The sequence below is a fragment of the Corynebacterium sp. KPL1986 genome (genome assembly GCF_000477975.1).
Taxonomy (GTDB): Bacteria; Actinomycetota; Actinomycetes; order Mycobacteriales; family Mycobacteriaceae; genus Corynebacterium; species Corynebacterium accolens.
In genome coordinates, this window is sequence record NZ_KI515719.1 from 2,521,501 (window position 1) to 2,534,783 (window position 13,283).

Sequence of the window (13,283 nt, forward strand, 5' to 3'; positions counted from 1 at the left end):
CCCATTCCACCGCCCGCGCGGGAGTGGTCTTACCGCCGTCGCCCGAGGTACGACTCATCGCCCGCACCCCGTCCGCATACGCTCGTTCCTGGCCTGTTGAGCTGCCGGAAACCGGTACCTGGAAGGTAACCGGCACCGCTGGAACCGGCGTATCCAGTTTTCTTATCGATACCGTCATTCATGCCCTCGACCGCGCCCAGGAGACGGGGGCAGATCCCTCCGGCATCCTCGTTGTCGCCGCCTCCAAGGAATCCGGCGCCCGCCTGCGCCGCGAGCTTTCGGAACGCCTCGAAGATTATGCGGCACAATCCTCCATGGTCCGCTCCATCCACTCCTTGGCCTTTGCCCTTCTGCGCAGTGCAAGCGACGAGGAATTGCGCCTTATTACCGGCGCGGAACAAGATGCCGTTATCCGGGAATTGCTCGAAGGCCACGCTGAATCCGGCCACGGCGACTGGCCAGAGGAAGTCCGCCCCGCCCTTGAGTACGTAGGCTTTGCCCGCCAACTGCGCGATTTTCTTTTGCGCTCCATTGAACGAGGACTTAGCCCCGCGGATTTAGAGAGCCTCGGAGCTAAGTACGGCCGCGGTATGTGGAGTGCTGCCGGTACGTTCCTGCGCGAATATGAACGCGTCCAAGCCCTATCCGGGGCGCATTCCTATTCCGCGGCCGAGTTAGTCAACCAAGTCTTGCTGCGCCCAGAACTTACGAGTTCGCACCCGTGGCACACCATCGTGGTCGATGATGCCCAGCTATTAGATCCCACCGCGGGCAAGCTCATCTCTCGCTTGGCCTCCGATGCACAATTGCTGGTCATCGGCGGCGATGCGGACCAATCCGTCTTTGCCTTCCGCGGTGCGAATTCGCAGTTCCTCGAGGAATTTCCCGCGGAGAACTCCGTCGAGCTTTCGCAGCCGCACCGCAGCGGATCCCCGGCCTGCGTTTCCATCGTGGATTCTGAGGGCCGCCTGCGCGATGTGGTGGCCGATACCGTGCGCCGCCGCCATTTGGACGATGGCGTGCAGTGGCGCGATATCGCCGTCATTGTGCGCTCAACGGCGGATATTGGCCAGATGCGCCGCACCTTGCTGGCCGCCGGGGTGCCCGTGCATATCAGCCCAACCGACGTCATTTTGGCTGAGCAGCGCCTAGTATCCGCCATGCTCCTTGCCCTGCGCGCCTTGGAAGAAGACCTCAGCAATGCGGAGCTCGAGGAATTGCTTACTGGGCCCGTGGGCGGGGCGGATCCCGTCACACTGCGCCGCCTGATTCGCGGCCTGCGCCGGTGGGCGCCCGATACGCGCGGCATGGATAGCCTGCGAGAGCTCTTGCACGGCGAGCTGCCGGACTTCAACGGACAGCTCACGGAACGCGAGTTTTCTATCCTGGAGCGCGTGCGCGCGGTACTCGCCGCGGGGCGGCAGGCTATACAAGCCCAAGCCTCTGTGGAAGAAATCCTGTGGGAGGTATGGAGCGCCACTGAGTTGGATATGCGCCTGCAGACATCCGCCTTGCGCGGCGGCGCCACCGGCTCGCAGGCGGACCGCGACCTCGATGCCATGATGGCGCTTTTTGATGCCGCCGGTGATTACTCCGAGCGCCGCCCCGGCTCCTCACTGCAGTCCTTTTTAACCCACATCACCGAACAAGAACTGCCCACCGGCGTCCGCGACCGCCGCACCGCCATCCCACAGGCCGTGGAGATCATCACCGCCCACGGCGCCGTCGGCCGCGAATGGGATACCGTCATCGTCGCCGGAGCCCAAGAAGGCGCGTGGCCCTCGCTGGGGGAGACCGGGTCCATTTTTGGCCAAGAAGATCTCATCGATCTCCTGGACCGCGATATTGAGCCTGATACCCCTGTTAGCCACATCGCCTCCCGTCTGGCCGAAGAGCGCCGGCTCTTCCACGTCGCCACCACGCGCCACCGGAACCGGTTACTCATCGCTGCGGTGGAAAATCCCAACGAGGATGCCTTTGCAGAGCCTTCCCGCTTCATCGCGGAATTTACTGGGCGCGGGGTTGATGTTCCCGGCACAATGGCGCGCCGGGAAGCCAGCCGCGCCTTGCGCGCCACCCAATTTCCCCGCGAGCTGGGCTTAGACGTTCCCGAGCCAGCACCGGTGTCCCTGCGCGATGGACTCGAGGTCGATCCCCTCGATATATCGGTGCTGTCTGTACCTTCCTTCGTGGCGCAATTGCGCCGCGTGGTCGCGAACCCAGAATCCGGCGAGGCGGAGCGGCGTCAGGCGGCCCGGCAGCTGGCGCGTTTAGCGCAGGCGGGCATCCCTGGCGCCCACCCAGACCAGTGGTTCTCCGCGCGCTCTGTGGCATCGCATACGCAGCTGCGCGGTAGCAAGAGCCTATCGCCATCCCGGGTCGAAGCCCTGCTCAACTGCCCGCTCAAGGCGATTGTGGGAAACTTGGCCGAAGATCCCAGCGGCGCCGAGCACCTCTTGCGCGGCACCATGGCACACGCCTTCTTGGAGGCCATCGGCCGCGGCATGGATGCGGAAAAGGCCCGCCTGCTCGTCATGGAAGCCTATGAGTTCATCCTGGATGTTCCGCAGTGGCAGCTACAGAGCAAGTTGGAAGAATTCTCCCGCCTGCTGGAGCGCACGCAGCAATGGGCACAGCAATCCGAGGTTAAAAATGAACTCGCCGGGGTGGAAGTACCCGTCTACGTCGAGGTCGCCCCGGATATTCGGGTCGGCGGATTCATGGACCGCTTGATGCAGGACGGGGATGGAAATTACCTGGTCGTGGACCTCAAGACCGGTAAATCTGCAGCGACGCAGGCGGAGGCGGAAGAAAACCGCCAACTAATGACCTACCAATTGGCCTTGTCCCGGGGAAGCTTCGACGGGCAGCGCGTGCGCGATGGCGAAGGGATGCCGCGCGCAGGCGGAGTTCTTGTCTATCCCGGAAAAGATTCCAGCAAAATTACCACCCGCACACAAAGCCAGCTCACCGCAGAGGCCCTGGAAGAATTCTCCGCACTTTTGCCACCACTGGCGGCGGAATTGCGCGGTCCGCAGCTTACCGCCCGCACCAATAAGGATTGCGATAAGTGCCCCATTCGTACCATCTGCCCAGTGCAGGAGGAAGGAAAGATGACCATCCATGCCTAAGCAGAATTTTTCCCCGGAACAAATAGCGAAAGCACTGGGCAAGGACTACCCACCCACTGAGGAACAAGCCCACGTCATCGAGGGTCCTTTTGGCCCCAAGCTTGTGGTGGCCGGCGCGGGTGCCGGTAAGACGGAAACCATGGCCTCCCGCGTGGTCTATTTGGTAGCCAATGGCTACGTGCGCCCAGAGGAAGTGCTGGGGCTGACCTTTACGCGCAAGGCGGCGCAGCAACTAGAACAGCGCATTCGCCGCCAGCTCATTCAGCTGCGCGATTCCGGGCTCATCGTCCCCGGCAGCCCCGCTGCGGAGGCGCTTAACAATATCGCACCTACCGTGGCCACCTATGATTCTTATGCCGGCGAGCTCGTGCGCGAATACGGCCTCCTGGTCCCAGTAGAGCCCTCGGCGCGCATCATCACGGAAGCAGAGCGCTTCGCCATTGCTTATGACGTGGTGAAAAACTACGGCGGCAAATTATCGGATGAAAAGACCTTGGGTTCCATTACGGAAGTCCTGCTCAAGATCACCTCCGATATGGACAATTCCTTGAAGGATCCGGATGATATCGCCGAATTCGCACGGGATTTTCGCGCCGATATAGACAACCTGGAAAAGGCCCCGAGGACGAAGGGCGAGTATTCCAGGGACCTGCAGAAGTACATCAATGTCCAGGATCTACGCGTGCAGTACGTGCCTTTGATCGAGGAACTCAAGCGCGCGCAGGCAGAGCAGCAGGTCATCACCTTTGGCGAGCAGATGTCTGTAGCGGCGCGCCTCGCGCAATCGCACCCGGCGGTGGGCAAGCAACAGGCGCAGCGCTACCGCGTGGTCATGCTGGATGAATATCAAGATACGTCTTATGCCCAGCGCGTACTCCTGCGCAGCCTCTTTGGTGGGGAACACAAGGACATTTCCGTGACCGCGGTGGGCGATCCCATGCAGGCCATTTATGGCTGGCGCGGGGCTACCTCAGAAAACCTCACCGCGTTTGTGGAGGATTTCCCGCAAGCCGATGGCACGCCTGCTCCCAAGGATCAGCTCACTACCTCGTGGCGCAACCCGTCGGGTGCCTTGGAGCTGGCCAACTCGGTGGCGGCCGGGGTCTTTGGGGGCGGCCCGCGGCCCGTCGATGAGCTGCACGCGGCCCCGCACAAGGGCGAAGGCGAGATTGAGCTGGCCTATTTCGCCAGCGAAGACGAGGAACACGAGTTTATTGCGCAGAAATTAAGGCAGCAGTGGGATGCGCGCGAGGGCGATGGCTTTCGCGCAGCGGTGCTGGTGCGTACCAACCGGCAAACCGCGGCCATTGCAGCAGCCTTGGATGCCGTCGATGTCCCCAATGAAATCAATGGCCTGGGTGGACTGCTGTGGCAACCGGAAATCCAGGACCTCGTAGCGCTGGCGACCATGCTGGTGCGGCCGGAAGACGCGCAAGCGGCCCTCCGCATTTTCGCCGGGCCCATTTGCGGGCTGGGAATGGGCGATATTCAAGCCCTTGCCGCGCGCCAAAAGAACCTGGCGGGGGCAAAACAAGAGCGCCTGCAGTGGGAAGAGGGTATGGATCCTGAGGAGTATCTGCGCGCCCAATTAGCGCAGCTTACGGCTGAGGGCCCAGATCAAACGGTGGGGCTTGCCGATGCCCTGGCGGACCTCGGCGAGCGCGACCGCTATACCCCGCAGGGCTTGGCGCGCATGGAAGAGGTATCTGCCAAGCTGCGCTACCTGCGCACCTACTCGCTATCCAAGCCTTTAAGCGATCTCTTTGCGGACATCGAGGCCATCTTCAATATCCGTACCGAGGTCCTTGCCCGCGGCAGCGCCGGGGGAGCCACCCACCTGGATAAATTCGCCGATATCGTCGCCGGATTCCACGGGGATTCCCTGTATGCGCTCCTAGATTATTTGGAGCTCGCCCGCGAACATGAAGATGGCCTCGGGCTTGGGGAGGTGCCCGCCTCAACGGATCGCGTACAAATCATGACCGTGCATAAGGCCAAGGGCCTGGAGTGGGAACACGTCTATGTCGTGCACGCTGACTCTTCGAGCTATAAGGCCCAAGCAGAGACCTTTTTGTCCAAGATAGAAAAGGTGCCCGGTGACAATGACTACATCGAGGTCTCACCGGATGCGGTTACCCGCTCAGAATTCGAAAAAGCCTGCAAGGCATTCTTGGATGATGACCGCGCGCATAACGCGGAGGAAGCGGCTCGCCTGTTTTATGTGGCCCTCACCAGAACCGAGTCCACGTTGACCGTTACCGGCTCCGGCACGAATAACCGGACGGGCAAGGCTAAGAAGGGCCCGTACGAGTACCTCGAAAGGCTAAAAGAAACCTTCCCCCAGTACGTAGGGGAATGGACGGTGCCCGAAGAGCCGGTGGAAACCTCGGCTCATGCGGCAGAAAGTGGGCTCTTCCCGGCCCTTGAAGCAGATCCGGATTCCCTAGCCGGCGCGGATGCGGTCCTGGCCGCGATGGAGGACCTTCCTGAGTTAAGCCACGGCGAGACCTTCGAGTTGTGGGAACAGGATGCGGGCGCGCTCATTGAGGAATACAAGTCCTTGCAGCAACCGGTTGTGAATGTGGAACTTCCCAGTGAACTTACCGCTTCTGACATGGTGGCCCTGGGCAGCGATCCGCTACAGTTTGCGCGCCGGCAACGCCGCCCCGTGCCGTTTAAGCCCAATTCCTATGCCAAGCGAGGCACCGCCTTCCACGCGTGGCTGGAAGAGCGCTTTGGCAGCCCCGCGCTGCTAGGGGAAGAGGAATTGCCGGGCATCGATGAGCCGGAGGATTTCGATCTGGAAGAGCTTAAGGAATCTTTCCTGAATTCCGAGTGGGCGCAGCGCCAGCCGGACTTTGTGGAGGCGCCGTTTGAAATTACCATCGGCAGCGCGGTGGTGCGCGGGCGAATGGATGCCGTCTTCCGCTTGGCAGATGACACCTGGATGGTGGTGGATTGGAAGACCGGGCGGCCGCCGAAGGGTACTGCCATGGAAGCGGCGAAGATTCAGTTGGCGGTCTATGCCGAAGCCTGGCGGCGCATCCACGGCGGCGATAAAATCCGCGCCGCTTTCCATTATGTTCACGATGGTTATACTTTTGAGCCAGATACTTTAGCCCAAGGTGAGGAGCTGCGTAGCCTGCTTGAATCGTCAGTAGCAGGCCACTAGGGCTAAGGTATGGGGACGGAACGCGGACGATGAATGGATAGTTGCGTCCCCGTATAACCGGCGGAATCAAAAATCGATCCAGAAAAGAAGGCTGGGCCAGTGGCCAAAAAACATGCGAAGGTGCTCAAAGGGCGTATTAAACAGCGCTTTTTGCCGCAGGTCGAGTTGTCCTCGCAACCTGATCACGCGCTCCTTGATGTCATCACTGTGCCCAAGGATCAAAACGCCAGCCCGTGGCGCCAGTTGGCCAAACGCGCGCTGTGGGCATTTGGCATCCTCATCTTTGTCACCATCGTGGTGTACTTAGACGGTGAGGGCTATAGCGAGGACATGTCGCTTTTGGATTCCTCCTACTATGCCGCCGTCACCCTGACTACCGTGGGGTATGGCGATATCGTTCCCGTTACGGAGCAATCGCGGTTTATCAACCTCGTACTTATTACCCCAGCCCGCCTCGTCTTCCTTGTGCTGTTGGTTGGTGCGACGCTATCCGTGCTGACGGACAAGGCCCGCCGCACCTTTGAAATCCAGAACTGGAGAAAACAATTGCGTAACCACACCGTCGTTATTGGCTATGGAACGAAGGGCGCCGGGGCAGTCGCCGCGCTCTTGGCAGATGACGTGCCCACCTCCCAGATTGTGGTCATCGATAATAACCGCGCCTCGCTGGCTCATGCGGAACACCATGGGCTGGTCACCATCTTTGGCTCGGGCACCAAGCAGGACGTGCTTAAGATCGCCGGGGTGGAGCACGCAAACTCCATTGTGGTCACCCCGTCCTCGGACGATACCGCGGTGCTGTGCTGCCTATCCGTGCGCGAGCTTGCCCCCAAGGCCAAGATTGTGGCCTCGGTGCGCGAGTCCGAAAACCGCCATCTCTTGCTCCAATCCGGTGCAGATTCCGTGGTGACGTCTGCAGAGACCGCCGGCCGTCTACTGGGGCTTGCCACCGTGACCCCCACCGTGGTGGAAATGATGGAGGACCTGCTTTCTCCTAACGAGGGCTTTTCCGTATCAGAGCGCGCCGTGCGCGAGTTCGAGGTTGGTTCCAACCCGCGCCACCTGGCGGATATCGTGCTCGCGGTGCTGCGCAATAACGAACTTCACCGCGTTGATACCGCTGATGCCTCCGCACTGAAACCGGGCGACCGCCTGCTGTATATCAAGCATGACTTGGAACAACCCGTGGAAGTGCAAGATGAGGACGAGGAGGATTAATTGTATTTGCCCGTAACGCACACGGGTCTAGTGCCTGCCACCGCGAGCGGGGACGCCGCGTTGGTGGAGCAATTGCCGGAGGGCGTGGGGACACCGGAGATGGTGGACATCGGCACGCTGCACGTTTTTGCCTGCCCGGAAGCAATTGCGCGGCGGATGGGGCAGTTGCAACCTGCGACTTTTTTCGCCGATGATTCCCTCGTCATGCAGGCCATTGCCTTGATTCGCAACCGGCTGGAGCAGCGCTTCGATCCGCGCACGGGCCACCCGTTGGACTATCCCACGCCGGGTATTATTGGCCGCGATCCGCAGGATTCGCGCCGCATGGTGTTTCCGCGCCTAGACCCGGCGGTTATCGGGCTCATTGAACTCAAGGGCGAGGAGCAGATTTTGCTGGCGCGCAATCGCGGGCGCAATAGCTTCTTTTCCTTGATCGCTGGATACGTGGAACCGGGAGAGACCATTGAGGCCGCCTTTGCCCGCGAAACCATGGAGGAAACCGGGCGCCGCATTGACAATCTTCGCTACTGGGGATCTCAGCCGTGGCCGCCGAGTGGCTCGCTTATGCTGGGCTTTCACGCAGAGACATCGGATGTCCAGCCCACCTGCCATACTGATGGGGAACTGGAAGAAATTCGTTGGGTGACCCGCGCCGAGCTGCTTGAGCTCCCGTTGGCCACCGCGGGTTCTATCGCACACACGATGATTATGGAGTGGTATCACGGTGAATAAGCCGGATTTGTCCCTGCTGGATGAGGATCAACGCCGCGCGGCCACCGCCCCGCGCGGGCCGGTGTGCATTTTGGCGGGCGCGGGCACCGGTAAGACGCGCACCATTACCTATCGCATCGCCAATATGGTGGATCAAGGGTTCGTAAACCCCCAGCGCGTTTTGGCCGTGACCTTTACCGCGCGTGCGGCAGGAGAAATGCGGGATCGCCTGCGCATGATGGGCGTTGCTGGCGTGCAAGCCCAAACCTTCCACGCGGCCGCGCGGCGGCAGCTGAAGTATTTCTGGCCGCAGGTCGCAGGCGATCTGCCGTGGACTCTATTGGACAATAAATTCCCGCTGGTAGCCCGCGCGGTGCGCTCGGTGGGGCTGGATAATTCCAAAGACATGATCCGTGACGTGCTGGCGGAAATCGAATGGGCGAAATCCGCGCTGGTCAGTGCGGAGGACTATGAGAGCGTCATCGCGGAAACGGATCGCACCGCCCCGGCCGATGCCGCCAAGGTGGCCGAGGCCTTCCGGCGCTACGAGAAGGCCAAGGCTACGCCGGATATGATGCATTTGGACTTCGATGATCTGCTCATGCACATCGCTGGCGCCATCGAGAACGTCCCGGCCATTGCGGAGACCTTCCGCGAGCAGTACCGCACCTTCGTCGTTGACGAGTACCAGGACGTCACGCCCCTGCAGCAGCGCGTGCTGAATGCTTGGCTGGGCGATCGCGATGATCTCACCGTGGTGGGCGATGCCAACCAGACCATCTATTCCTTCAATGGCGCATCGCCGGAGTACCTGTTGAATTTTTCGCGCAGCTATCCGGACGGGACCATCGTCAAGCTGCAGCGCGACTATCGCTCTACGCCGCAGGTCACGGACCTGGCTAATCGGGTCATCGGCAAGGCTACGGGGCGCGCGGCGGGCACCCGCTTGGAGCTGCAGGGCATGCGCGAGCCTGGGCCGGAGCCGACGTTTAAGGCCTACGAGTCCGAGGAAAATGAGGCGCAGGAGGTGGCCGGGCAGGTGCTGACCCTGCTCAACCAGGGCGTGCCGGCCTCAGAGATTGCCATCCTGTACCGCATCAACGCCCAGTCGGAGCAGTTTGAGCAGGCGCTTGCCGATGCCGGAGTGGTCTACCAAGTCCGCGGCGGTGAAGGTTTCTTCCGCCGCCCGGAGATTCTGGAGGCCATTCGCGTGCTCATTGCCGCCACGCGCCGCGATGATTTGCCGGAGGACCCCGTGGCGATTGCGCGGGCCGCCTTCGTCGAGCTTGGGCTCAGCGCCACCGAACCGCAGGGCGCGCAGGCCCGCGAGCGCTGGCAATCGCTGAACGCGCTGGTGGGATTGATTGAGAAGATCGTGGAATCCACCCCGGGCATCGATCTCAACGGGGTGCTGGGTGAGCTGCGCCGCCGCTCCACTGATAAGCAAGCCCCCGCCATGGAGGGCGTTACTCTCGCTACGGTGCACGCGGCAAAGGGCTTGGAGTGGGACGCCGTCTTCCTCGTCGGACTGAGCGAAAAGCTCATGCCCATCAACCACGCCATTAAGGCGGGTAACGAGCAGATCGAGGAAGAGCGCCGCCTGTTTTATGTAGGCATTACCCGCGCCCGCGAGCACCTGGCCCTGTCGTGGGCATTGGCGAAGACCGCCGGTTCCAGGGCCTCCCGGGAGCGCACCCGCTTCCTCGACGGCATCGCGCCAGGCGTGGAATCGGCTGCGGGAAGTGGCCGCTCCCGCCGCCCGAAACGCTGCCGCGTGTGCAGCGGGGTTTTAGAGACCCCGGCGGAAAAGGTCATTGGCCGGCATGAAGACTGCGAGGGCAATGGCGACGACGAAGTCTTTTCCGCCCTCCGCTCGTGGCGCGCACAGGTTGCCCGCGAGGAAAAGGTTCCGGCCTACGTCATCTTCACGGACGCCACGCTGCAGGCCATCTCGGAAGAACTGCCGGTAGATGAGGCGGAGCTGCTGTCCATTTCTGGAATAGGGCCCAATAAGTTGGAGCGCTACGGCGAGCAAATCCTAGAGGTCATTCGCTCTGTGCGGTTGTAGCCAGGTTGACCTTGCCGCCGAAGCACACCGGGCACCGCGGATGGGCGATGGCCGTGCGCTGCTGGTGGCGGCCATAGACGTCTACCTCCCATTGTTGCCCCGGCCGCGGGAAGGCGGTCGGCGCGCCTGGCGGTAGGGGGCGTTTGCTTAAGCGGCGGATTATCACCTGTACTTGGGCCGCCACCGCATCGATAACCAGCTTTTCTGGCTGCCTGCGCACGCTGGTGAGCTGGGAGGCAATGGTGCTCCACTGCGGATCCGCATCCACGCGGTATAAGTGAATGCACAGCGGGCAGGGGCCTTGCCCTTCCACACGCAGGGGCCCGATGATGCCGCGGTTATCTTGTAAGGAAATGGGCAGCCAGGTTGTCGGGGTGCCTGCAAGCGCATTGGCGCAATCGATGGGGCAGTGGAGCTGGTCGATGGCAAGCACCGTAAAAAGCCCATCGAGGTCGTGGATATAGGAAAAGATATTGTCCTCATCAAGGGGGATGCGCACCGTATATCCATCTGCTGCCAAGCGGGCGCGCAACTCCAGAGCAAGCGGGGATTCACCCAGCATGATGATGGTTTCATGCTGCTCGGGATGTGGTGGCTGGGGCCAGAGGATGCCATAGTCCAGAGCATCATCGATGAGGCTGCTGGCGGCGGCGCTATCCAAGCCGGCCGCTTCCAACCGCGCCGCCAATTCCCCGGAATCGACCGGCTGATGGGCCGTGGCAAAAGCGCGGGCCACACCTTGCGCATTGCCCGTATCCGCCACCGCAACCCGGGTGGCGTCCATCCCAAATTGCACCACGGAATCCTCGCGGCAAAATACGCCACACCCTGGAGCTAATGTCACACGTTGAGCCGTGCCTTGTGAGGCAGTCACTGGTTTTTCCCTCGATTCCCCTTTTATCACCCCGAATACGGCATATGTGCCGCATGTGCGTCCATTGCACCACAGGTACAATGGCCTGTCATGTCGAGCACGCAACCACCAGGACGTACCCACCCTGAGGTCAAGGTTATCCGCTCTGCGCGGCGGCGAAAGTCCGTGCAGGCGCGCATGGTGGCCGGGGTATTGGAAGTGCGCATTCCGGCCTGGATGTCCGCCCGCGAGGAAAACGAGGCGGTACAGGATATGCTCGCGCGCCTAGAGAAGAAAACCGGTGGTGCGAAGACCGATGCGGCGCTTCTCCAGCGCGCCAAACAGCTCAACGCGCAGTACCTGGAAGGCCGCGCGTGGATTGGGTCCATCCGGTGGGTGAGCAATCAAAATACGCGGTGGGGTAGTTGTACTACTTCCACCGCGGATATCCGGCTGAGCAACCGCCTACAGCAGGTGCCGGATTATGTGCTGGATTCGGTCATCATCCATGAGCTCACCCATACCTTCATCCCGCGCCATGGGCGCGAATTCTGGCAGTGGGCCGATAGGGCGCCCCACGCCGAGCGGGCCAAGGGCTACCTTGAGGCCTACCAGCGCTGGGGCGGTTAGCGCGAGCTACTTATCCTCGCCGCCGTTGTCCTTTTCGGAGTTGTCGTCGCCGTCGTCCGCGTCGTCGCTGCTCTGCGCGTCCTTGTCTTCTGCAGAACCCTTGTCCTCTTCGGACTTGTTGTCGGAGTCCTCGCCGGAGCCCTTGCCGTTTTTGAGCATCTCTTCGAGCTTGGCAAATTCTTCCTCGAAGCCCTCATCCGGCTCATCATCCAAGAGGGAATCGATGAAGGCGGCCGGGTTATCGAGGTGCTCTGCGGTGGGCAGGAAGTCTGGGTGGTCCCAGGCCTTATCGCGCTTTTCGGCACCTACGGCCACGGTGGCGCGGCGCCACAGCTCGGCGGCCTCGGTGACCTTGGGGGCGTTGAGCTCGATGCCCACGACCTTGCTAAAGGCCCGCTCGGCAGACCCGCCGGTGCTGCGGCGGTGTGCCCAGGCCTCAGTGAGCTTGGAGGTGGAGGGGATGCGCTCGCCCAAGGCCTCGCTTACGACGTGCTCGGCCCAGCCCTCGACCAAGGCCAGCAGGGTTTCCAGCCTGGAGGCGGCGGCGGTGTTCTTGGAGGTAACCCGCGGAGAGAGATCCATTCCCTGCAGTTTGCTCATGGCTTCCTGGATGGCCTGCGGGTCGCCGGATTCCAGGTTCAGCTCGCGGGCGAGCTCTTCAATGTGGGAGGTATCAATGACCAAGCCGATGGCGTATTCCTCCACGGAGGAGACGATGCGCTCTACCAGCCACGGCACGTGCTTAAACAGGCGCTGGCGGGCGGCCTCGCGCGCGGCGATATAAACCAGTACCTCTTGGCCCGGAACGTTGAGCTCGCGCGCGACCTTCTGAATGGTATGCGGCAAAAGCGCCACCGTATTGGCCGGGGCGATGGGCAGGCCAAAATCGGAGCCGGTCAGTGCCTGGCTGGCGAGATCGCCTAGGGCGTGGCCTAGCTGCATGCCGAAATTCATGCTGGACATCTGGCCCATCATCTTGGTCATCGGGCCCATCATTTCGCGAGCCTCTTCCGGCATGGATTCCAGCTGGGCATCATTCATGTGCTGGGCCACGGGGGTGACCATGCGTTCCCAGGCGGGCATGGTTTCTTCCAGCCACTGCTTGGAATCCCATGCCTGCGTGGTACCGGAAGCGGTGGGGAGAATAGAGGCATCGTCAAGCCAGAGCTCCGCCAGGCGCACCGATTCTTCTACTGCCTTGGAATCTTCCGCGCTGATGTCTTTTGACTTGGGGATCTGCTGCAGGGCGATGCGCTTGGCCATATCGTAATTGACCGGCCCGGAGTTCTGGGGCGAGTTCATGGACGAGCCCATGCCGGATAGCATCTGACCGAACTGGTTCAGCATGTCTCCGAGGCCGCCACCATTACCGCCGCCGAATGCGCCGAACGGGTTCTGGTCACGACGGCCGTCATTATCGTCGTCATCGTTATTTGGGAAAGAAAAACCGAATCCGTTGCTCATGCGCTCCAATCTACCGGCACCGTGCGGAAAGTTTCC

General features: G+C 61.6%; 8 protein-coding genes. 6 read left to right on the plus strand and 2 right to left on the minus strand.

Annotated elements, in window-relative coordinates; translation table 11 throughout:
- Positions 1 to 23 precede the first annotated feature (23 nt).
- From HMPREF1287_RS11700 to HMPREF1287_RS11720, 5 genes are all read left to right on the plus strand, one after another.
- The gene (locus HMPREF1287_RS11700; protein ID WP_198010393.1) at positions 24 to 3,131 is read left to right on the plus strand and encodes an ATP-dependent DNA helicase; all 3,108 of its coding nucleotides are present in this window, start codon (positions 24 to 26) and stop codon (positions 3,129 to 3,131) included.
- A complete protein-coding gene (locus tag HMPREF1287_RS11705; protein ID WP_023016925.1) occupies positions 3,124 to 6,303 on the plus strand; it encodes an ATP-dependent helicase in 3,180 nt (1,059 codons plus the stop codon). The genes HMPREF1287_RS11700 and HMPREF1287_RS11705 overlap by 8 nt, the downstream gene beginning before the upstream one ends.
- Before the next feature lie 99 nt (positions 6,304 to 6,402).
- Positions 6,403 to 7,521, plus strand: coding sequence for a TrkA family potassium uptake protein (locus HMPREF1287_RS11710; protein WP_005277555.1), 1,119 nt, complete (start codon positions 6,403 to 6,405; stop codon positions 7,519 to 7,521).
- A complete protein-coding gene (locus tag HMPREF1287_RS11715; RefSeq protein ID WP_023016926.1) occupies positions 7,522 to 8,253 on the plus strand; it encodes an NAD(+) diphosphatase in 732 nt (243 codons plus the stop codon). It abuts the gene before it with no gap.
- A complete protein-coding gene (locus HMPREF1287_RS11720; protein ID WP_005281820.1) occupies positions 8,246 to 10,300 on the plus strand; it encodes an ATP-dependent DNA helicase UvrD2 in 2,055 nt (684 codons plus the stop codon). The genes HMPREF1287_RS11715 and HMPREF1287_RS11720 overlap by 8 nt, the downstream gene beginning before the upstream one ends.
- On the opposite strand, the gene HMPREF1287_RS11725 is transcribed toward HMPREF1287_RS11720, so the two are convergent.
- Entirely contained in the window at positions 10,278 to 11,144 is an 867-nt protein-coding gene (locus HMPREF1287_RS11725; protein ID WP_232215101.1) for a hypothetical protein, read from the minus strand. The genes HMPREF1287_RS11720 and HMPREF1287_RS11725 overlap by 23 nt on opposite strands.
- 120 nt (positions 11,145 to 11,264) lie before the next feature.
- Between HMPREF1287_RS11725 and HMPREF1287_RS11730 the strand changes: the two genes are divergently transcribed.
- The gene (locus HMPREF1287_RS11730; RefSeq protein WP_023016928.1) at positions 11,265 to 11,783 is read left to right on the plus strand and encodes a M48 family metallopeptidase; all 519 of its coding nucleotides are present in this window, start codon (positions 11,265 to 11,267) and stop codon (positions 11,781 to 11,783) included.
- A gap of 6 nt (positions 11,784 to 11,789) precedes the next feature.
- Here the strand turns inward: HMPREF1287_RS11730 and HMPREF1287_RS11735 are convergent, their stop codons facing one another.
- Positions 11,790 to 13,247 carry a zinc-dependent metalloprotease gene (locus HMPREF1287_RS11735; protein ID WP_023016929.1) on the minus strand — a complete coding sequence of 486 codons (1,458 nt, stop codon included), beginning with the start codon at positions 13,245 to 13,247 and terminating at the stop codon, positions 11,790 to 11,792.
- Between the last annotated feature and the right edge of the window lie 36 nt (positions 13,248 to 13,283).

Excerpts from the sequence above, each read along its gene's own strand:
- HMPREF1287_RS11705 (WP_023016925.1), top strand. The coding sequence starts at position 3,124 with ATGCCTAAGCAGAATTTTTCCCCGGAACAAATAGCGAAAGCACTGGGC.
- HMPREF1287_RS11730 (WP_023016928.1), top strand. The coding sequence starts at position 11,265 with ATGTCGAGCACGCAACCACCAGGACGTACCCACCCTGAGGTCAAGGTT.
- HMPREF1287_RS11735 (WP_023016929.1), bottom strand. The coding sequence starts at position 13,247 with ATGAGCAACGGATTCGGTTTTTCTTTCCCAAATAACGATGACGACGAT.